The sequence below is a fragment of the Microcystis sp. LE19-131.1A genome (assembly GCF_027532015.1).
GTDB classification, from domain to species: Bacteria; Cyanobacteriota; Cyanobacteriia; order Cyanobacteriales; family Microcystaceae; genus Microcystis; species Microcystis ichthyoblabe_A.
The window spans coordinates 1-21,434 of sequence record NZ_JAPZSS010000319.1 but is presented as its reverse complement, the minus strand read 5'-3'; the positions used below and the strand labels follow the sequence as shown (position 1 = coordinate 21,434).

18 protein-coding genes, 1 other RNA gene and 1 pseudogene are annotated in these 21,434 nt (G+C 42.9%); 10 read left to right on the top strand and 10 right to left on the bottom strand.

Annotated features, from left to right (window positions below; all coding sequences use genetic code 11):
- The first annotated feature begins 126 nt into the window (after positions 1 to 126).
- Positions 127 to 1,407 carry an HhoA/HhoB/HtrA family serine endopeptidase gene (locus O9323_RS22260; RefSeq protein WP_288125765.1) on the top strand — a complete coding sequence of 427 codons (1,281 nt, stop codon included), beginning with the start codon at positions 127 to 129 and terminating at the stop codon, positions 1,405 to 1,407.
- A 308-nt stretch (positions 1,408 to 1,715) separates the two neighbouring features.
- On the opposite strand, the gene O9323_RS22255 is transcribed toward O9323_RS22260, so the two are convergent.
- The gene (locus O9323_RS22255; RefSeq protein ID WP_288125764.1) at positions 1,716 to 3,395 is read right to left on the bottom strand and encodes a WD40 domain-containing protein; all 1,680 of its coding nucleotides are present in this window, start codon (positions 3,393 to 3,395) and stop codon (positions 1,716 to 1,718) included.
- Positions 3,396 to 4,022: 627 nt separating this feature from the next.
- Between O9323_RS22255 and O9323_RS22250 the strand changes: the two genes are divergently transcribed.
- The 4 genes and pseudogenes from O9323_RS22250 to rsmH all read left to right on the top strand — a co-directional run bounded on the left by O9323_RS22250 (position 4,023) and on the right by rsmH (position 8,332).
- Positions 4,023 to 5,432 carry a protein kinase domain-containing protein gene (locus O9323_RS22250; RefSeq protein ID WP_288125763.1) on the top strand — a complete coding sequence of 470 codons (1,410 nt, stop codon included), beginning with the start codon at positions 4,023 to 4,025 and terminating at the stop codon, positions 5,430 to 5,432.
- Positions 5,433 to 5,663: 231 nt separating this feature from the next.
- Positions 5,664 to 5,873 (top strand): annotated as a pseudogene (locus O9323_RS22995) (RelB antitoxin-like protein).
- Between the two features lie 35 nt (positions 5,874 to 5,908).
- On the top strand, positions 5,909 to 7,420 hold the full coding sequence (gene ilvA / locus O9323_RS22245) for a threonine ammonia-lyase, biosynthetic (RefSeq protein WP_002754274.1): 1,512 nt from the start codon (positions 5,909 to 5,911) through the stop codon (positions 7,418 to 7,420).
- Positions 7,421 to 7,450: 30 nt separating this feature from the next.
- Positions 7,451 to 8,332, top strand: coding sequence for a 16S rRNA (cytosine(1402)-N(4))-methyltransferase RsmH (gene rsmH / locus O9323_RS22240; protein WP_288125762.1), 882 nt, complete (start codon positions 7,451 to 7,453; stop codon positions 8,330 to 8,332).
- 115 nt (positions 8,333 to 8,447) lie between these two features.
- Here the strand turns inward: rsmH and O9323_RS22235 are convergent, their stop codons facing one another.
- The 3 genes from O9323_RS22235 to O9323_RS22225 form a co-directional block, all read right to left on the bottom strand.
- On the bottom strand, positions 8,448 to 9,614 hold the full coding sequence (locus O9323_RS22235; RefSeq protein WP_288125761.1) for a pyridoxal phosphate-dependent aminotransferase: 1,167 nt from the start codon (positions 9,612 to 9,614) through the stop codon (positions 8,448 to 8,450).
- Between the two features lie 9 nt (positions 9,615 to 9,623).
- Positions 9,624 to 10,014, bottom strand: a transfer-messenger RNA (tmRNA) gene (gene ssrA / locus O9323_RS22230).
- 268 nt (positions 10,015 to 10,282) lie between these two features.
- Complete coding sequence (locus O9323_RS22225) at positions 10,283 to 10,747, bottom strand: hypothetical protein (RefSeq protein WP_002776087.1); 465 nt, start codon at positions 10,745 to 10,747, stop codon at positions 10,283 to 10,285.
- A gap of 184 nt (positions 10,748 to 10,931) precedes the next feature.
- On the opposite strand from O9323_RS22225, the gene O9323_RS22220 reads away from it, so the two are divergent.
- From O9323_RS22220 to O9323_RS22210, 3 genes are all read left to right on the top strand, one after another.
- Positions 10,932 to 12,401 (top strand): TldD/PmbA family protein, encoded by a 1,470-nt coding sequence (locus tag O9323_RS22220; protein ID WP_288125760.1) that lies wholly within the window; start codon positions 10,932 to 10,934, stop codon positions 12,399 to 12,401.
- A 2-nt stretch (positions 12,402 to 12,403) separates the two neighbouring features.
- Positions 12,404 to 12,949, top strand: coding sequence for a DUF456 domain-containing protein (locus O9323_RS22215; protein WP_149107657.1), 546 nt, complete (start codon positions 12,404 to 12,406; stop codon positions 12,947 to 12,949).
- Positions 12,950 to 13,033: 84 nt separating this feature from the next.
- Positions 13,034 to 14,377, top strand: a complete 1,344-nt coding sequence (locus O9323_RS22210) for a TldD/PmbA family protein (RefSeq protein WP_149107656.1) — start codon at positions 13,034 to 13,036, stop codon at positions 14,375 to 14,377.
- Between the two features lie 476 nt (positions 14,378 to 14,853).
- On the opposite strand, the gene O9323_RS22205 is transcribed toward O9323_RS22210, so the two are convergent.
- The 3 genes from O9323_RS22205 to O9323_RS22195 form a co-directional block, all read right to left on the bottom strand.
- Complete coding sequence (locus O9323_RS22205; protein ID WP_002736768.1) at positions 14,854 to 15,291, bottom strand: DUF29 domain-containing protein; 438 nt, start codon at positions 15,289 to 15,291, stop codon at positions 14,854 to 14,856.
- 251 nt (positions 15,292 to 15,542) lie between these two features.
- Positions 15,543 to 15,809 (bottom strand): PEP-CTERM sorting domain-containing protein, encoded by a 267-nt coding sequence (locus O9323_RS22200; RefSeq protein WP_016515669.1) that lies wholly within the window; start codon positions 15,807 to 15,809, stop codon positions 15,543 to 15,545.
- 17 nt (positions 15,810 to 15,826) lie between these two features.
- Positions 15,827 to 16,294, bottom strand: coding sequence for a choice-of-anchor I domain-containing protein (locus O9323_RS22195; RefSeq protein WP_223210849.1), 468 nt, complete (start codon positions 16,292 to 16,294; stop codon positions 15,827 to 15,829).
- A 157-nt stretch (positions 16,295 to 16,451) separates the two neighbouring features.
- Here O9323_RS22195 and cysE point away from each other — a divergent pair, with 157 nt between their 5' ends.
- Both cysE and uvrA read left to right on the top strand, forming a co-directional pair.
- Positions 16,452 to 17,225 (top strand): serine O-acetyltransferase, encoded by a 774-nt coding sequence (gene cysE / locus O9323_RS22190; protein ID WP_288125759.1) that lies wholly within the window; start codon positions 16,452 to 16,454, stop codon positions 17,223 to 17,225.
- Between the two features lie 97 nt (positions 17,226 to 17,322).
- Positions 17,323 to 20,235 (top strand): excinuclease ABC subunit UvrA, encoded by a 2,913-nt coding sequence (gene uvrA / locus O9323_RS22185; protein ID WP_193978248.1) that lies wholly within the window; start codon positions 17,323 to 17,325, stop codon positions 20,233 to 20,235.
- Here the strand turns inward: uvrA and O9323_RS22180 are convergent.
- The 3 genes from O9323_RS22180 to O9323_RS22170 all read right to left on the bottom strand — a co-directional run.
- On the bottom strand, positions 20,192 to 20,968 hold the full coding sequence (locus O9323_RS22180; protein WP_002754293.1) for a class I SAM-dependent methyltransferase: 777 nt from the start codon (positions 20,966 to 20,968) through the stop codon (positions 20,192 to 20,194). The two genes, uvrA and O9323_RS22180, sit on opposite strands and share 44 nt — an antisense overlap.
- Positions 20,961 to 21,218, bottom strand: coding sequence for a hypothetical protein (locus O9323_RS22175; RefSeq protein WP_043998573.1), 258 nt, complete (start codon positions 21,216 to 21,218; stop codon positions 20,961 to 20,963). Before O9323_RS22175 ends, O9323_RS22180 begins: the two co-directional genes overlap by 8 nt.
- 104 nt (positions 21,219 to 21,322) lie before the next feature.
- On the bottom strand, positions 21,323 to 21,434 hold a 112-nt coding region (locus O9323_RS22170), incomplete at its 5' end, for a transposase (RefSeq protein WP_071784045.1).

The following is a 21,434-nucleotide window of genomic DNA, read 5'->3' as shown; positions in this document are numbered from 1 at the left end:
GTTCATATCCCCCACCTAAATTAGAGATAGTCAGTCCCAAGCCGTTTTCCAAAACACTCCTCTCACACCCACGATTACTAGGACTGACTTTTATTCCCTTCTCAAAATGGTTAAACAGTAAAAACTATGACTCACAATATTTTTAACGATAATATTTCCCCGCGCAACGAAGGTAATCCTAAACGCTCCAAATCTTCTGCGATGAAAAAACTTTTTGCCTATTCCTCTTTACTGGTTTTGGGTGCTGGGTTAGGTATCGGTGCCACCTATGCCTACAGTCAAAATCCTCTAGAATTAGCCCAAAATATTGCCCCCGCTGCCAATAATCCTCGCCCTTCCACACCAGCGGCAGCCGCTCCCTCGTCTCTGGTTATTCCTACTAATTTTGTCGCTTCTGTGGTGCAAGAAGTGGGGCCGGCGGTGGTGAGAATTAATGCTTCTAGGGAAGTCAATGGAGGCGGTGATTTTTCGGAATTTGCTAACGATCCTGTTTTCCGTCGCTTCTTCGGTTCTCAAATACCAGAGCGAGGAGAAAAACAAGTTCAAAGGGGTACAGGTTCGGGGTTTATTATCAGTAATGACGGTAAAATTATCACCAATGCTCACGTTGTCGAGGGAGCAGATAAGGTGACTGTCACCCTCAAAGATGGTCGCACTATTGATGGTAAAGTTTTAGGTAGTGATCCTTTAACTGATGTGGCAGTGGTACAGGTAGAAACGAGCAATTTACCCACGGTTAAATTAGGTAATTCTGATAGTTTACAAGTGGGAGAATGGGCGATCGCTATCGGTAATCCTTTGGGATTAGATAACACTGTCACCACGGGGATTATTAGCGCCAAGGAACGCAATGGCTCCCAAATTGGTGCTAGTGATAAACGGGTGGATTTCCTGCAAACTGATGCGGCAATTAACCCCGGAAATTCTGGCGGACCGTTGTTAAATGCTCGGGGAGAAGTCATCGGAGTTAACACCGCTATCATTCAAAATGCCCAGGGTTTAGGTTTTGCTATTCCGATTAAAACTGCCCAAAGAATCGCCGAACAATTAATCGCCACGGGTAAGGTGGAACATCCCTATCTCGGTGTTCAAATGGTACAGTTAACCCCAGAGGTAAAAGAACAATTAGCCGATAGTCCCATGGCTGATAATTGGACTATCCCCGATGATTCTGGTGTCTTGTTAGTGCGGGTGATGAGAGATTCTCCCGCCGCAGAAGCAGGATTGCGATCAGGTGATGTGTTAAAGTCTGTAGGTGGTAAGAATGTCACCGATCCCGATGCGGTTCAGGAAATTGTGGCTAATACTCAAATTGGCGATAATTTACCCGTAGAAATTAGCCGAGAAGGACAAAAAATTAATCTGAATATTCAAGTGGGTAGCTTGAATACTGCTAACAAATCCTAGTCTGGAAGATAAGTGGTAAAAGACCTAAACTTTATAGAGAGCTTGTTAGTAAGCTCTCTATATTTCTGGTTTTACTTTTGGCTCTTGAATCGAATAATTATAGCATTTATCTTAATGGTGAGATAAGTAGGTAGTCGTTAAAAATTATCAGATACCCCCCTTATCAAGGGGGGATCGACACCCCCCTTATCAAGGGGGGATCAAGGGGGGATCGACACCCCCCTTATCAAGGGGGGATTAAGGGGGGATCAAGGGGGGATTAAGGCAGAATCGAAAGATAGTTAAATACTTACCCTACCCTCACACTTTTACTGTTGCGAGATAGAAAATAAAAACCGCTCGTAAGCTCGATTAATTTTTTGCATAATTTTAATCGCCATAGCGGAAGAATTGTGATCGGGGTGATACTGACGAGCAAGCTGATAATATCTTTGTTTAACTTCTGAAAAACTGGCATTTTTAGAAACTTCTAAAACCTCCCACCAATCCTCGGAATCGGAGGGCAATATTTCTAATTCTCCTAACATTTCTGACCATATTTTTACCTTACCTCCATAACTACCTGTAATTAAAAATTGACCGTCATGACTAAATTTTAAGGGAGCAGTTCCCCGTAAATTTTTAATTAATTCTCCTGTTTGTCCTTGCCAAATTTTAATTTCTGTTCGGGAAGCACTAGCAATTAAATGGCGATGAGTATTAATAGCAATACTGATAATTGCCTGCTCGTGTGCCTGCCAACTTTTAATAATTTCTCCTGTCTTTATATCCCAGATTTTAATCGTTTTATCACTACCGCCACTAATTAGATATTGACCATCATTACTAAAAGCTAAACTGTTAACGGCTGCCCTGTCACCGATAAAAGTTTGATAAGCATAACTATGATCAAATCGCCATAATTTAATAGTTTTATCATCACTACCACTAGCAATAATTTGGCTATCGGGACTAATAGCACAGGTATTAACTGCATCCTCATGACCGATTAAAGTTCGCTTTAATTCTCCTGTATAATAACCCCAGATTCGCAGAGTTTTGTCATTACTAGCACTAACAATAAATTTTTCATTGGCAGCAAAAGCTAATTGTAAAATTACACCATCGTGGCTATCGGGAGCATTCACACGAGCGAAAAAACTACTTTTATACTGCTTAGTGTCTAATTGCCACTGACTAATTCTGCCATCTAATCCACCAGCAATAATCGATTTACCGTTAGGACTTATAGCCAGAGTTTGGAGCGGTTCATTAACTCCCACAAAGGAATAAATTAATTTACCCGTTTCTCGCTGCCAAAGTTTTATGGTTTGATCTTCTCCCGCACTAGCGATAATTTTACCATCAGAGCTAATATCGATCGCCCCAATATTTTCCTGATGACCTTTAAGAGTTTGGAAACACTGCCAAGATAAACGCTCTGGAATAGTAATTTCTGTAGAATATAACTGTTGATTTTCCTGAACAGATACTTCTTCTAACAGTTGCTGTAATTCTGCCTCTAGATTTTCATATTTCCCCGTAACTTCTTGCCAAAATAAAGCTTCTTCGTACTCTCTAGTAATGCGATCAAAAAATTCTAGATTGCTATAAAAATTATCGTTGGAGTAGGTGGGAGATAACATTTTCATCAGTCCGTAGACTCCTAACCCGACTAGGCCGCCAGCGATCGCCATAGAACCGACACCAACACCGAAAGCTGTACCTTTAACCGCGACTCCCACACCCCCAAAGGTAGAGTAGATACCGATTCCGCCAAGGCTTCCTATTCCCAAAGCTAACCCGACATTGTGATCGTTTGTTTCTAGTCCTTGCAGACTGGCATAAATTGCCGAACTTGTCAGGATGCCAATCCCCGTCATTCCCACTAAACCGACGCTTATACCGCCAAATCCGCCGACTAAGCCAATATTTCCCAGACAAGCAGATAAATTGGCTCCTGTGACTCCACCGACGGCGGGAATAACAAAATCGAGCTTTTTAGCCATATTTTTGCGAAATAATCAAGTTAGTCATCGGGTTTCTCCCATAGAGTTTAGCCTAGTTTGGTATCGACGACTGACTCCCCAAAATTACTCTGGGGAGGGAAAAGTCAGAGGCAATCAGGAAAAATGATAAGTATTTTATATGCAAATACCTTCAATACTTAAAAATATTTAAATTTACAATCGGTAATATTTATTTTTACTTAAGAATTTATTGAGAATAATTTTTATTTATTTACGAGATTGCAATACTTCCAGCGATTCTGGTACAATTTTCCATTATGCTATGATGGCTCTTATTGTAATTTTTAAGGTTTTTATGGTCTAGGTTGTCTTAAAACCCTTACTAAATCTAGATTTTTCCCTTGAGCAAAACCAAGCACTTCCGCCAATTATCCCTTTTTTCCCCAACAGCGTTGATCTAATTTTTGTGTAGTTTTGTTGCAAGGTCAAAATTTTTTTGACAAAATGGCTAAATTGTGGTATGGACAAAGTATAGCGGGTTGTGAATTGACCATACCTGTCACCTTATTTTCAGCGAATTATCAGAAAATTTGCCCACTAGAGTCGCTCTAGCTTGCTTTCTTTTTCTATAATAGGGGTTAATCTTCCCACACTTGTCAAACGGCTATGAGTCTTTGTCTCAATCCCGATTGTTCGCACCAAAACACCCCCACGGATAAATTCTGTCATAAGTGCGGTTCTCAATTACTGCTCAGAGAACGTTATCGAGCGCTAAAATTAATCGGTCAAGGGGGTTTTGGCAAGACATTTCAAGCGATAGATGAAGATAAACCCTCAAAACCCTATTGTGTAATTAAACAATTTTTCCCGTCAGCGCAGGGAACAGGAACTTTACAAAAAGCAGCAGAATTATTTAAAGAAGAAGCGATTCGTTTAGATAGTTTGGGAAGATACCCACAAATCCCCGAACTTTACGCCTATTTTACCGGTAATGATGGGCGACAATATCTCGTCCAGGAATATATCGAGGGACAAAATCTCGAACAAGAATTAAAACAGGAAGGAGTATTTAACGAAGCCAAAATTAAACATCTTTTGTCAGAGATTTTACCAATTCTAGAATTTATTCATAGTAAACAAGTAATTCATCGCGACATTAAACCCGAAAATATTATTCGCAGAAAAAGCGATAATAAATTAATTTTAGTGGACTTTGGCGCAGCAAAATTTGTCAGTCCTTTAAGTCGTTCCATGACGGGAACAATTATCGGTTCTGCTGAATATATTGCCCCTGAACAGGGAAATGGCAAGGCAGTTAATGCCAGTGATTTGTATAGTTTGGGTGTAACTTGCCTTTATTTATTAACTGGAATATCTCCCTTTGATTTATTCGATGGGGGGGAACACCAATGGGTATGGCGACAGTGGTTGGTTAATAATCCTGTTAGTAGTGATTTAGGTAATATTCTGGATAAATTAATCGAGTTCGGCACGAAAAAACGCTATCAATCCGCCTCGAAAGTGTTGCAAGCTTTGCAGATAAAAACATCAGTCTCTATATCTCAGACAACTATTCCCCAAACTCCCCCATCTATCCAGCTTAAAAGTGCCAAAGGAATCGATTATCGAAACTTAGAAGATTTATTAAAACGGCAGCAATGGAAAGAAGCGGATATAATAACTTTTGAAACTATGCTGAGAATTTGTAACAGACATGGATTTTTAAGAGTTGAAGATATAGATATTTTTCCTTGTGAAGACTTACAAATAATTGATCAACTATGGTTAAATTATAGCCAAGAAAAATTTGGCTTTTCGATTCAAAAACAACTATTTGATCAGCTTAATAATGGTCAACAATATAATGATAAGCTCTGGGATGACTTCGGTTTGATTATAGGATGGCGAAAGGATAATAAAAACATTAGATACGACAGAGCTATTTTCGATATAAATGCACCTAGAGGACATCTACCATGCCGAATCTTTGATTTGTGGAATTGGGGAGGAGTTGGTGGTGGAACTGGGTCTTTATTTTATTCTCTCGCGTGGAGACTTGCAAAATGTAAAATCTAAAGTCCAGTCGGGTGCGTTAGGCAAGCATAAACCACCACCCTCCTATTCTGTAAAATAGGGATAACAAAACTGGCACAATTCTAGGAGAAGATATTTGCCGACCAAAAAACAGAAAGATACCGCTATCTTTATCTGTCAATTGCTTATCTTTTCTCTACCAACCGATATACCTATTCCGCTCACGATTCAGCTTATCAATAATAATCTAGAGAAATTTTAGGGTAAACTCCAATGCTAGAAATTACCAAAAACTATGTATTAGACGAGGATCAAAAGCTGATTGCCGTTAAGATTCTCATTGCCGAATTTGAAAAAATTGCATAAATCCTAGAGGATTACGGACTAGGAAAACTCATCGAAAAAGTTGAAAATGATCAAAGGATTCAGTATGATAGCTCTTTATTGCGAACCGGACCGACGATGATCTATTCTGGATCCTAGCCTGACTTGCCAATCCCCACCGCCAAAAAAGAATAATGTACTGCGATTACCTGGTTCAAATCCTCACCGCACGCGTCTATGATGTCGCCCAAGAAACCCCCTTGGAATTTGCCCCCAATCTCTCCCAACGCTTGCACAATCAGCTTTTACTCAAGCGTGAGGATATGCAGTCAGTTTTCTCTTTTAAACTGCGCGGCGCATACAACAAAATGGCGCATTTGTCAAGGGATTTGTTACAAAAAGGTGTAATTGCTGCCTCGGCGGGAAATCATGCTCAGGGAGTCGCTTTGGGAGCGCGGCAATTGGGAACCCAAGCGATTATCGTTATGCCTGTCACCACTCCCCAAGTCAAAATCGACGCGGTAAAAGCCCGGGGGGGAATTGTCGTCCTGCACGGTGACACCTACGATGATTCATACACCTACGCGCGGCAGTTAGAAGCGGAAAAAGGCTTAACTTTTATCCATCCCTTCGATGATCCGGAGGTAATCGCCGGCCAGGGTACGATCGGTATGGAAATTTTACGACAATATCAGCAACCGATCGAGGCCATTTTTGTCGCTATTGGTGGCGGTGGCTTAATATCAGGTATTGCCGCCTATGTCAAGCGTTTACGCCCAGAAATTAAAATTATCGGGGTGGAACCTGTGGACTCAGACGCGATGAATCAATCCCTAAAAGCCGGTTATCGGGTGCGTTTGTCTCAAGTGGGATTATTTGCCGATGGGGTGGCGGTGCGCGAGGTGGGAGAGGAGACTTTTCGTCTCTGTCAGCAGTATGTGGACGAGATTATCCTCGTGGATACGGATGATATCTGTGCGGCGATTAAGGATGTTTTTCAAGATACACGCTCGATTTTAGAACCTGCGGGGGCGTTAGCGGTAGCAGGAGCGAAAGCTTATGTAGAAAGAGAAGAAATTGAGGATAAAACCCTCGTTGCTGTGGCTTGTGGGGCGAATATGAACTTTGATCGTCTGCGGTTTGTGGCGGAAAGGGCCGAATTAGGGGAACGGCGCGAGGCGTTGTATGCTGTGACTATTCCCGAACAACCGGGCAGTTTACGGCGTTTTTGCGAATGTGTCGGCAAACGCAATTTAACCGAATTTAGTTATCGTATTGCCGATGAAAAAGAAGCGCATATTTTTGTCGGCGCCCAGATCGAAAATCGCAGCGATGCCAAGAAATTAGCCGAGAGTTTTGAAGCTTGCGGCTTTAAAACCCTCGATATTAGTGATGATGAATTGACTAAATTGCATCTGCGCCACATGGTGGGAGGGCGATCGCATTTAGCTGATCATGAATTATTTTATCGTTTCGAGTTTCCCGAACGACCGGGGGCTTTAATGAAATTTGTCGCCTCCATGAGTCCCCACTGGAATATCAGCGTTTTCCATTATCGCAATAACGGGGCCGATTACGGGCGCATCGTCGTGGGCATACAGGTCCCCCCCGATGAAATGAATCAATGGCAAGCTTTTCTCGATACTCTCGGCTATCGCTATTGGGATGAAAGTCAAAACCGGGCCTATCAGTTATTTCTAGGTTAAATCGCCATTTTTAGGAAGTTATCAGTACAGATGAATCAAGATTTTCCCCATATTTCCGTTTTGAGTCAAGAATTAATCGCCGGCTTAAATATTCAACCCGGGGGGCATTATCTCGATCTTACCCTAGGGGGTGGTGGACACAGCCGCTTGCTTTTAGAAGCTCATCCCGAAACGAAAGTAACCGCCATTGATCGCGATCAAAGCGCCCTAGAAGCCGCTAAAATTAGTCTTGCCCCCTATCTAGATAGCCGTTTAACCCTCTGGTGGGGGAACTTCGCCGATTATAAGGGACAAAATAGCAGTTTTGATGGCATTATCGCCGATTTAGGAGTCAGTTCTCCCCAATTCGATCAGAGCGAGCGCGGCTTTAGTTTTCGCCACACGGCAGCCTTAGATATGCGGATGGATCGCTGTCAATCCCTGACGGCAGCCGATATTATCAATCATTGGCAGGAAAAAGAATTAGCTGATCTTTTTTATCAATACGGAGAAGAACGTTTATCTCGTCCTATTGCTCGCTCGATCGTCCAAAAACGTCCTTTTACTACCACCACTGAATTAGCGGCTGTCATCGCTAGTTCTGTCCCCGCTAGTTACCGTTATGGACGTATTCATCCGGCAACGCGGGTTTTTCAATCCCTACGCATCGCTGTTAATCAAGAATTAGATTCTCTGCAACAATTGTTAAATCAAGCCCCCCACTGGCTAAAATCCGGGGGAATTATCGCTATGATCAGTTTTCATAGTCTAGAAGATCGTCTGATCAAGTATGGCTTTCGCGAAAATAATTCCTTGAAAATTATCACGAAAAAGCCGATTATTCCCAGCCGAGAAGAACAGGCTAAAAATCCCCGTTCTCGTTCGGCTAAACTAAGAATAGCCCAAAAGATCGAATCAGAGGTTATCCTATAGCAGTTATCTTAATGGTGAGGTACAAACTATCTGGTTTTAGGGAGTCGTTATCTTGAGGAAAAAGGCTGTGGTAAAGTAAAAACCAAGAAAGAAAGCCAGTATTTATTCTTCAAAATCACTGACTAAAATAACGCAGTCCTTTTACCAATCTTTCTACTGCCGCTAAAGCCGTTTCTGGAGATAAAGCACCGTAGGCAAGACGCAAATAACAGCCTTCTGTTATCCCAAAAGTTGAACCGGGTAACACCGCCACCCGCTGCTGCTCAATTAAAGTTTTAACTAACTGAAAATCATTCTTGTCTGTGGTAATTTTCAGGAAAAAATAAAAAGCCCCTTCCGCAGTGGCAACATCACAGATATCCCTAATCGATTCTAAAGCATTCAGGCAAATTTCTCTAACTTGACTGATAGTTTTCAACTGTTCTAAAGGATAGCTTTTACCCACCTGTAACGCCCCTAGGGCCGCGTATTGCGAAACTACCGGCGGACAAATTAAAATAGTATCCTGAATCTTATTAATCGCCTCAGATAAATGTTCTGGTACTACCATATAACCAATGCGCCAACTGGCAAAACCGTAGGCTTTTGAGAGACTAAATAAGGAAATAGTCCAGGCTTCACTGTCAACAATTGCCGCCGGAGAAAAGTGGCGAGCATGGTTATAGGTAAAATATTCATAAGCCTCATCATGAATGTGATAGATGCCCTTTTTTTGACAGATTCGATTGACTTCTCTTAGGGTATTTTCTGGATAAACTACTCCCGTGGGATTATTAGGAGAAATCGTCACCACTGCCTTAGTTTTTGCCGTGATTGCCTCTTCAATGGCAGCTGGACGCAATTGATAATTTTTGTCTGTGGCGACCAAAATAACTTGACAATCAGCCATTTTTATGGCCATTTCATGATTGAAATAAAAGGGAGTGTTGAGAATAATTTCATCCCCCGGGGAAGTAATGGCTAAAATAGCATTCATAAAAGCCATATTACTGCCCGCCGTCACAAAAATTGCCTGTTTATCGCTGATTTCTATCCGATTATCTTCGGCTAGTTTTTGCCGAATTACTGCTAATAAAGGGGTAATTCCCGCCACAGATTGATATTGATGATTTTTGGGATTAGCTAAGAATAAAGATAGAGATTCGATCGCTTCCCGGGGTGGATAATAGGAAACAACCCCTTGACCTAGGGAAATAGTGCCGGGGTTCGCTTTAATTAATTGACCGACCACGGGAATAATCGGTGTTTGTACCCCGTCCATGCGGGAGAGAAGGTTTTTCATTAAACTAATCAGTGGAGCCGAGCAGAGTCGAACTGCTGTCCAAATTAGGTATTGACTGTCCGTTCATTCACAGGTTTAGTTTCGATTACCCTCGAAACGGGGACTGTCACTTATCCCGGACAGTGGGATGCTCTAGTTAAAGCTTAGACGGTTAACTAACTAGAGAAAGTTAAACGTGGCATCCGTTGGGGGTTTATCCATAGTCCTTAACGGAGTCAAACTATGAATGCTCGAGTCGATTAGAGACTATTAGGCAGCTACAGGAGCGGCTTTACGAGCGAAAGGAACGATGTTGTTCGCATTTACTTTTTGTTTGAGCCTTTGATTTACGAGAGGAGACTCACTCTCGACCTGTATCACGGGGGAGCTTTCGCTAACCTGTCGAAACCGTTACGGCCCCTTGTGCTTACATTCTGATTATAGCACATTTTTTGATTAAGCTAATTGTGGCTCAATTGGGATTTTTCCGAGCTTCCCAGTCTTCAGAGCCAGTCTAGATGGGGAAAAAGGTTTTTATCGCTGATTTTTGGGGAAATTAGCCTATATTTGACCTCGATTAGTATCACCAGAGACTAAACAATTAATTGAGCAGCTATTGCTCCACTGCGATAACCTGAGTTCGGAATCAGGGAAAACGGCAAAATTTCCCTAATCCGAACTAAACTTGATTACAAAACCTTGTGGGTGTGAGAATGTTGTTTGACGTTATCCTCCGTCCGCACCACATGAACAGCATTCAAGATGCGTTTTTTCTCTAGGGAAAAGTTTAAATCGTCTTTTTGGCCGCCCAAGGGGATTAACCCTTGTAGGTGGGGTTGATTTTTATAGGTGCGAGTGGCCGCAATCGCCCTTTCGACAAAATTTTCGCATAATTGGGTATTATCGGGGAAATTACTGGGTATTTGAGGATTATCGTCCTGAAAAACCTCTCCCAAAGCCATGGCGCGGGCAAATTCGTAGGAAGTGGGAATTCCTTTGACAATTGCCTCTAGGGCTGCCGAGGGAATCGGTTCTAACACCGCCACTTTTTCTAATTCTCCCTCCTGTTTGAGAAAACAAATCGCTAAACCGAATACACAATAATCATCTTTTGTCAAGTCAGAAATGTTTAAGAATTGTGTCGCTGTGGCCATTATTTTAATCCTGAGTCGCTCTTTCTTTAATCTTGCGGGTGATCAGCGCTCGAATCAAGGTTTTTATTAAGAGATATGAAGGAGAAAAATTTAGCAGGGTTGGGCGGCGCTAACGCATCCCCAGACGGAAAAAACTGAGAACTGTTAGACTAGAAACCAGCAGATTAACTGATAAACGAGCTTTATGTCACCCACTCTACTCATCTCCAAAGAACTCCCCACCCTGAAATATAATCCTAGTCTGGAGCGCTTTGATAGCTCTTGGGCGGCTCCTTTGTCCACTCTTCTGGGACTGGGACGGGCTGCCGGGGCAACTTTTATCGAATTTTTCCTGGAAAGAGTCAACTATATCAGTTGTTTAGCCGAAGATGACAGCATCACCAGTCTCTCACCGAAACTATCTACAGGGGCAGGAATCCGCCTTTTTCGCGGGAAAGCCGATTGTTATGTCAGTACCAACGATTTAAGCTTCCAAGGCTTAAAAAATGCCCTAGAAAAAGGTTTATCGATTCTCGGTTTAAACCTACCGGGTCCTAACGCGTATATTCCCGAAATCAATCTGGAAATGTTCCGGGATTATGCCACGGTCAAAAATAAAGATATTTGGCTGAATAATTGCAGTTCTTTGCGAGAAATGGGTGATATTCTCCTAACTGCTAACGTTCACCTCAATCAGAAAGCCTCTCACGTCCAATCTCGTCGCGCCGCTTATTTTCGCGATTGGCAAGAAATTTTAGTTGCCGCTAGTGATGGCACTTTTGCCCGGGATATTCGCCTCACCCAATCGGTGGGCTATAATCTCCTCTGTGCCGATGGGACTAATCGTTCTAGCATTGGTAAACGGGTGGGTAGTACCAGTAATCCCGATTTTCTGCGGACGTGGAATGCCGAGGAATCGGCGGCAGAAGTGGCCGAATCGGCGGGTAAAATGCTCTACGCTGACTATGTAGAATCCGGCAGTTATCCCATCGTTATGGCCAATGAATTTGGCGGCGTTATCTTCCACGAAGCTTGTGGCCATTTGCTAGAAACTACGCAAATTGAACAAAAAACCACGCCCTTTCTCGATAAAAAAGGCGAAAAAATCGCCCACGAAAATCTGACGGCTTGGGACGAAGGATTATCCGATAAAGCTTTCGGTACTATCGATATGGACGATGAGGGAATGCCGGCCCAGCGTACTCTCCTCATTGAAAATGGTATCCTAAAAAACTTCATTGCCGATCGCACCGGTTCAATTAAAACCGGTCATCCGCGCACGGGTAGCGGTCGCCGTCAAAACTACACCTATGCGGCCGCTAGTCGGATGCGGAATACCTACATCGCCCCCGGGGAATATACCCTCGATAATCTTTTTAATTCCATCGATAAAGGCATTTATTGTAAAAAAATGGGCGGTGGTAGTGTGGGGGCGACCGGTGAATTTAATTTCGCCGTCGAGGAGGCCTATCTTATCGAAAATGGCAACCTGACTAAACCCCTGAAAGGCGCGACTTTAATCGGTTCAGCTAAGGAGATTATGAATAAAATCTCTATGTGTTCCCAAGATTTAGGACTAGCGGCGGGTTTTTGCGGTTCCGTCAGTGGTAGCGTTTATGTCACCGTTGGTCAACCCCATTTAAAAGTCGATTCTATTACCGTTGGCGGTCGTTAATCATGGCTTTAGTGATTCTCTACTATTTCCTCATCGCCATCATGATAGTGGGGATAATTGGTGAACTGCTACCCGCTATCCCCGGCATGAGTTTGATTTTAATCGCCATGGTGGTGTGGGGTTTTGTGACCAAATTCGCGGGGATGGGGGTCGCTTTAGCCGTGGCCTTTGTTATCCTTCTCCTCAGTCTGGGGGTGGAATTCCTCGCTAGTTATCTCGGCGCCCAAAAAGTTGGGGCGAGCAATTGGAGCCAAATCGGGCTAGTAGTGGGCTTATTAGCGGGAATATTCGGGCTTTTACCGGCTTTACCCATTGGCGGCCCGATTATTGGCCTATTTGTCGGTCCTGTGGTCGGGGCTTTTGTCGGAGAATACGCCTATCGTCGCGATTTGGAATTAACCCCCCGTTTGCAACAATCCCTAAAAGTCTGTGTCGGTATCGTCGTCGGCACGGTTATCGGTCACGTTGCCAAAGCTATGCTGGCCACGGCCGCCGTTATCGTCTTTATCGTCACCACTTGGCCCAATCTCTCTTCAGTTATCAGTTAGAAGATGTTGAATGTTGGGATTTTATTTGAAATTTCCCCATTCCCCCACTTCCCTATCACTATCCTCCAACACCAAAAAAAATCTATGCCAAAAGTTGAAGATATCGCCCAAATCGCTAATTCTAGCGCCCAAGCTTTAGGAATTGCTAAATACGACATCTATGGTTCTTCTGTGGATGAAACCGATGTGGATGTGTTTCAAGGGGAACCGAAACAGGTACAAGCTTCCAATCGTTCCAGCGTTATCGTTCGCGTCTGGAATCGGGATAATCAAGTCGGTGTCACCTCGACCACCGATGTGGACCTGGTGGGACTGCAATTAGCCCTGAAAACCGCCCAAGAAGCCAGCTTTTTTGGCGTTAAGGAAAATGTCCCCGATTTTAGTCCCGCTGCCACCGCACCTACCACAGAAGTGGCCAGCGAAATGTCTAATCAAGCACCTGTATCCACTCTCGTCGATAAGTTATTAGCCGCCGAAAAATCCTTACTAGCAGCCCATCCAGCTATTGCCAGTGTTCCCTATAACGGTTTGGGACAACAGCAGGTCAGACGTTTTTATCTCAATAGCGACGGGGCAATGCGTCAGGAAGCGCGTAGTTATGCCAGTGTGTATTTATACACCAAAACCGAACAGGAAGGCAAAAAACCCCGCAGCGCTGGTGCTTTTCGGGTGAGTCCGGGACTGGAAAAATTAGATATCGATGGTTGCATCGAGGAAGCGATTACCAAAACTGTTAGCCATCTGGACTATCAACCGATTACCACGGGTAAATATTTGGTGGTTTTTGCCCCCCGCGCCTTTTTGAGTCTAATGGGAGCATTTTCTAATCTGTTTAATGCCCAAAATATCCTTGATAAACAGAGTCTTTCTACTCCTGAATCTTTGGGAACACAAATCGCCGCTACTGCCTTAAATTTGTGCGATGATGCCCTCCATCCCGCTAATGTTGCCGCAGAAACTTTTGATAGTGAAGGTACTCCCACCCATCGTGTGGAATTAATTAAAGAGGGGATTTTGAGTAATTTTCTCCATAGCACGATTACCGCTAAACGGATGAATACGGAACCAACTGGGAACGGTAACATTGGGGCAAAAGTAACGGTTAGTCCCCATTTTTATCACGTTTTTGCTAGTGCTAATCAACCAAAAAGCTATTCTTTGGAAACAGCAGAAAATGTGGTTTTAATTGATAGTTTACAGGCACTTCATGCGGGAGTTAATTCTCTACAAGGTTCCTTCTCTTTGCCCTTTGATGGTTGGTTAGTGAACAAAAATGAGCGCATCAGCATCGATTCCGCTACCGTAGCCGGGGATATTTTAACACTGCTGAAATCGATTGTTTATCTGGAACCGGAAGCAGTTATTACTCCCAGTGGTGTTTGTCCCTACGTTTGGGTAGAGGGTTTATCAATCACAGGAGAAGCTTAACACTATACCAGAGCAAAATAGGGGGTATTAACCAGGGTAATACCCCCGCAAGATGGATGTTAATTTTATAGTCGTGGGTAAGCTGTTGACCATGCAAATTATACTAAATCTGGTTATTAAAAACTGATTATTTATTCCCCTTTTTGCCTTTTGCATGAGTAGAAAACGGGTTTCTCCGAGAAACCCGTTTTCTGTGAGTTACTCAACGGATTTAGTATAAATCTGGTTATTAAAAACTGATTAGGGTTTGCGGCAAAAAGTAGGGGCGAAGCATTCGGATAGAAAATCTACGGTTTCACCGATAGGTTATTGCCCGAATGCTTCGCCCCTACAGGACGTGGGCCGATGAAGACCGAAGGTTTTGAAGCACGATTCTCTCAAAATCTTGCACCTGTGAGAGCAAAACAGGACACTAAAACCCTTATCTCGTCTATATTTCACATTTATTCAGCTTTAGTATTACTCCTAATTAAGAACTATTTTTCCGCTGGGGGAAACCAATTATCATCTAATGTTTGTTCGAGGGATATATGAGCGTCTGAATTAAGGGAAAAAAGCTGAGAAACCGATTTAATCGCCACTGGATAAACTTTATCATACATGGCTGCTAATTCTGGCCGTAAGCTGGGACTATCTTCTAAACGCTGCTGAATTTGGGCGCGAAAATTGACTATTGCTGCCGCCCAATGATTACCTGACCGTTTTTTTTCTTCTTGCCAATAAGCCAGCTTTAAAAGATGTTCGATAAGACGGGTTAACAGACTCATTAAAGCTCGTCTATCACTTTTTCCCATACTCTCGATTTCTTCAATTAAATTATCCCAATCCACCTGCTCAAAATTGCGCTCTTGTAAATGTTTTACCGTCTCTTTTAGCCATTGATTATAATCAGTTTCGTAGGCAGTTGACGACATAATTTAACTCTCCATAGAAAATTACTTAAATGGCTCTCTATCTAGGGCTGGCTGAATACATCTAAACACCTTTTTGGCTAAGACTTTTAGACTTTTTTTCTCAAAAAGTATATCAGATCTGGGAGTGATCGGGGGAAAAATTAAGGTACTTTTTCCCTGAAAATTAGCTAATTGACCCCGGCGGTTCGACAGGCTCACCGCTGAAGCCCACACCCCACCCCCCACGAAAAACTTTTTGCCGCAAACCCTAATTAGCAATACCCTCTTTTTTTCAAACTATAACCAGCTAATCCGAGGGTTAGCAATCCTAAAACTGCGCTAGGTTCGGGTACGGGTTCAACGGAATAAATCGCCAGATTACGACTAACTTCATTGGCCACAATTAACGGGGGAGTACCATTGGGACTATCGGCAGCGGGAATAAATAATAATCCTTCGGGAGAGATATCGCCTAATTGCCAATCGTTGATATAATCAACAAAGAAAGGATGACTAGGGTTGGTGATATCATAAACCATGAAACCGCCAGCCCTTTCTATTCCCACAAAAGTATAGGGACGATATTATTTTCCTGTAGAGACACCCATGCAGTGGTTCCATTGTCGGAAACGGTGATGTATTCTGGTTCCACATCTTGGGAAACCGTTTGACCGGGGAAAATACGAACTCCCTGATTTCTTAAAGTGTTCTCTTGACCATTAAAACCGGTAAAGGTGGCAGTGTTGACCGTGGCATTGAGAACACTGATGCTAAGGTCAATAATACTAACGGAACTATTGGGATTGATCCCTCCTTTCGCTTCCCCTTCATTAGCGACCAAAACCCGATTACCGTCAGGAGTGAAGGTTAACATATCTGGTAAAGTGCCCACAGTCACCTGACTCTCAAAGACACCATTAGTATTGAAAAAAACCACACTGCCCTTATTGGTAATCTGACTAGCTTCCATGGCCACGATACCATTTTTGATGGCAACGCTGTTAACCCCTTTTTTCAGTCCCAAGTTAAAGGAAGATTAAACAAGAGGGAAATTAGGGATATCTTCAAAATTTGGCCAAGGACAGTAAAAGTGAACTAAGAAAACGGGTTATTCGATCGCTTTTTAGTTGAACGGCTCATTTACCGGAGTGATAACATGGATTAGTATAAGCTCGATCAATATGGAATCAAGACTCGTGTTATCTATTCTCCTAGCCGATTTCAAGATCATTTTTGAACGTGACCCCGCTGCCCGCAACTGGTTAGAGGTAATGTTTTGTTATCCTGGATTACAGGCTTTACTGTGCCATCGCTTCGCCCATTGGCTATATCACATCGGGATTCCCTTTATTCCCCGTTTAATTTCCCATCTTGCCCGTTTTCTGACTGGTATTGAAATTCACCCCGGCGCCCAAATTGGTCAGGGTGTTTTTATCGACCATGGCATGGGAGTGGTCATCGGAGAAACCGCCATTGTCGGTGATTATGCCCTCATCTATCAAGGAGTTACTTTAGGAGGGACGGGGAAAGAAAGCGGTAAACGTCACCCGACTCTAGGGGAAAATGTGGTCGTCGGCGCTGGGGCTAAGGTTTTAGGTAATATTTATCTGGGTAATAACGTTCGCGTCGGCGCTGGTTCTGTGGTTCTGCGGGATATTCCCGCCGATTGTACCGTTGTTGGTGTACCCGGTCGTTTAATCTATCGCGCTGGGACGCGGGTGGAACCCCTCGAACACGGTGATTTACTCGACTCGGAAGCGGTGGCTATTCGCGCTTTGGTGGACCGTATTGAACAACTGGAAAAACAAGTGTACGAATTGCAGCTAGAACGGTCAAAAGAACCAGATTATCGGATTAATTGCCCAGTTTTAGCCCATTTAGAAGAAGAAGCGAGTCCTAGCTGTGGTCCTGGGGCCGATCGATATCTGCGCGAGTTTCTCGAAAGAGCGGTTTAACCCCGATAATCTTCTGATATGATAGAAGACTGGTTTTTTAGTAGCTGAAACCCATTCGTCAAGGCTATGATTGTTTAGGACTACTTGGCACCGTCCGATGGCTCAAACTGACTCAATCCGTATTCGTGGCGCCCGACAACACAATCTCAAAAATGTTGATCTCGAATTACCCCGCAATCAGTTGATTGTTTTTACGGGAGTTTCGGGATCGGGCAAATCTTCCCTCGCTTTCGACACTATTTTTGCCGAGGGACAGCGCCGCTATGTGGAATCCCTCAGCGCCTACGCGCGTCAATTTTTGGGACAATTGGATAAACCCGATGTGGATGCGATCGAGGGTTTAAGTCCGGCTATTTCCATTGACCAAAAATCCACTTCCCACAATCCCCGTTCTAGTGTGGGAACTGTAACGGAAATTTACGATTACTTGCGTTTATTGTTCGGTCGTGCCGGTGAACCCCATTGTCCCCATTGCGATCGCAATATTGCCCCCCAAACCATCGATCAAATGTGCGATCGAGTGATGGAATTAGCCGATAAAACCCGATTTCAAATCTTAGCTCCAGTAATTCGCGGCAAAAAAGGCACCCATAAGCAATTAATCTCTAGTTTGGCCTCCCAAGGCTTTGCCCGGGTGCGGATTGACGGCAAGGTAGTAGAATTATCCGAGGGCATCGAGTTAGATAAAAAACATCTTCATGATATCGAAATTGTTATAGATCGCCTGATCAAAAAAGAGGGTTTACAGGAAAGATTAGTGGATTCTTTAACCACTTGTTTAAAGCACTCCGACGGTGTAGCGATTGTGGAAATTCTCGATGAGAATAACGAAGATAATCCCGAAGTTACCAAAGAAATTGTCTTTTCTGAAAAATTTGCCTGTCCCGAACACGGGGCAGTTATGGAGGAATTATCCCCCCGTTTATTCTCTTTTAATTCTCCCTATGGTGCTTGTCCCAACTGTCACGGATTGGGCAGTTTACGGAAATTTTCGGCAGATTTAGTCATTCCAGACCCAAAACAGCCGGTTTATTCTGCTATTGCCCCCTGGTCAGATAAGGATAATTCCTACTATCTTTCTCTCCTCTACGGTTTAGGGCAAGCTTTAGGTTTTGAAATTCAAACTCCTTGGCAGAAACTAACAAAAACCCAGCAGGATATCATTCTCTATGGGAGTAAAGAACCGATCTATTTTGAAGATGATTACCGTTACGATACTGGTCGCGGTTACTATCGAGAATTTGCCGGAGTTATCAATATCTTAGATAGAAATTATCAAGAAACCACCTCGGAAGTTATTAAACAAAGACTAGAAAAATATATTGTTAACCAAACCTGTGAAGTTTGTCACGGAAAAAGATTAAAACCGGAAGCTTTATCGGTACGTTTGGGAGAATATACGGTCACGGATTTTACCGGAGTTCCGATTCGGGATTGTTTGCAGAGAATTAATGATTGTCATTTAACCCCAAGACAAGCATTAATTGGAGAATTAGCTCTCAAAGAAATCAAAGCGAGACTACAATTTTTAATCGATGTGGGATTAGATTATCTTACCCTCGATCGACCAGCGATGACCTTATCTGGGGGAGAATCCCAACGAATTCGATTAGCTACTCAAATTGGTTCGGGATTAACAGGAGTATTATACGTTCTCGATGAACCTAGCATCGGATTACACCAAAGAGATAATAGTAAACTGTTAGAAACCCTGCAAAGATTGCGAGATTTAGGTAATACTTTAATCGTCGTCGAACACGATGAAGAAACGATTCGGGCAGCCGATTATGTGGTCGATATCGGTCCAAAAGCGGGCATTCATGGCGGAGAAATCATCTGTCAAGGCAGTTTTAAAACCCTTTTAAAGTCGAAAAAATCGATAACAGGAGCCTACCTATCGGGACGCAAAGTTATTGAAACTCCCCCCCAAAGAAGAGCGGGAAATGGTAACGCTTTAGTTTTAAAAAATTGCCATCAGAATAACCTAAGAAATATTGATGTAACGATTCCTTTAGGAAAATTAGTCTCGATTACAGGAGTATCTGGTTCAGGCAAATCCACCCTAATTAATGAGTTATTATATCCAGCTTTACAACATCATTTAACCCGTTTAACTCCCTTCCCCAAAGAATTAGAGAAAGTGGAAGGATTGGACGCGGTTGATAAAGTAATTGTCATTGACCAATCACCGATAGGACGCACCCCTCGGTCTAATCCTGCCACCTATACGGGGGTTTTTGACATTATTCGCGAGATTTTCACCGAAACCATCGAAGCAAAAGCTAGGGGTTACAAAGCGGGGCAGTTTTCTTTTAATGTTAAGGGAGGACGCTGTGAAGCTTGTTTAGGCCAAGGGGTAAACGTCATCGAGATGAATTTTCTCCCCGATGTCTATGTGCAGTGTGATGTGTGTAAAGGGGCGCGTTATAATCGGGAAACCCTACAGGTTAAGTATAAAGGTTATTCGATCGCCGATGTCTTAGATATGACGATCGAGGAAGCATTAAAAGTCTTTGAAAATGTCCCCCGGGCCACCACCAGATTACAAACTCTCGTGGATGTGGGTTTAGGATACTGTAAACTTGGCCAAAGCGCTCCCACTTTATCCGGTGGGGAAGCACAAAGGGTAAAATTAGCGGCCGAATTATCCCGACGGGCCACCGGAAAAACCCTATATTTGATTGATGAACCGACTACGGGTTTATCTTTTTATGATGTGCATCATCTCTTAGATGTGTTACAAAGATTGGTCGATAAAGGTAATTCGATTATCGTCATCGAACATAATCTCGACGTGATTCGCTGTAGCGATTGGATTATTGATTTGGGACCGGAAGGAGGGGATAAGGGAGGAGAATTAATCGCAGTGGGAACACCGGAAACCGTGGCTAAATGTGAAAGATCCTACACCGGTCATTATCTTGCCCAAGCATTACTTCAATATCCCCCAAAAAAGCGGGATAATATTAGGGAAGAACACAGAGATAATAAAGCCAATGATCAAGATTAGTATTTAACTCTTGTTCGCTCTTAATTTCCTGACCGGTTTTCCAAGAATAAATTTTAATCTCTTGAAAGTAAGACCTTAACTGTCTTAATTGTTCTTTGGGTGTGGCGTAATAATTTTGGAGACGAAAATTATGGGGTTCATCCCGAATAATTGCATAGTCAGCAGTCAATAACTGTTCGTAGCTAAGAGAGGGATTACAGACCCGCAAAATCACCCAGATGACTAAATTGACATAGCTACTAAAAGGATTGAAACTAATCTTTTTTTTCCAATCGAATTCTGGGATAATTCCCTGAAGATTATGACTAGAAAAACAAAAATAACCGCCCGCTTTACCGATGCGGCTAATTTCCTCTAAAACTAGAAAACGGTCAGCAGGGGAAATATAATCAATGCCATTAAAACTAAAGAGAATAAAATCAAAATAATTATCCGCAAATTGTTCTAGATTTCTAGCATCGGCCACTTGCCAGACTAAATGGGGGAATTTTTGACGACAAGCGGCGATCATTTCCGCAGAATAATCAACACCGATATATTCTCCCACAAGAGGGGCAAAATACTTCGTAGTCCGTCCCGCACCTACCCCTAAATCAAGCATTTTCATCGTTGATAAACGCTCTTGCAGCAGGGTTAAAATTGTCTTTTCTGCTGGCTGTAGTGCGGTTAATTGGGCATAATAACCGACAATACTAGGGTCTCTATAGGTTTGATGATTTTTGTCCTTAATCATTCTCGATCGCTCTTTCCTCATAATCTGGCTGTTTTTCTCTTACTAATAATTCACCTTCCCAACCGCCAATTACTTCTTCAAATAAGCCTTCTTGCCATTGGCTAAACGTAGTTTTTTCTTCTTTTTCTTTTAGAGATATTGGCTGATAAACTAAGGTAACTTCTAAATCTGTGTTTTTAAGTTCATGCGGTAAAGATATTTGTAATGTTCCATCTTCTCCTACATGGGTTTTAAAACTAATTGTTTTCATGGTTTCGGCTAAGGTTACTACTATCTTATGATAGTGTAATATGTCCTCGCCTGACAAGGTGCGTCTCCTGCGGTCTTTGGCTCTTCGTTACCCTTTATGCTAAATCAACATACAAGATGCCAAGATAACATACTTCTAACCCAAAAATTCCGAAAGTTTCTAAAGCCATAGCCTCTCCGTTTTATTAGTTTAAGTTTATTGTTGATTCCCTCGACC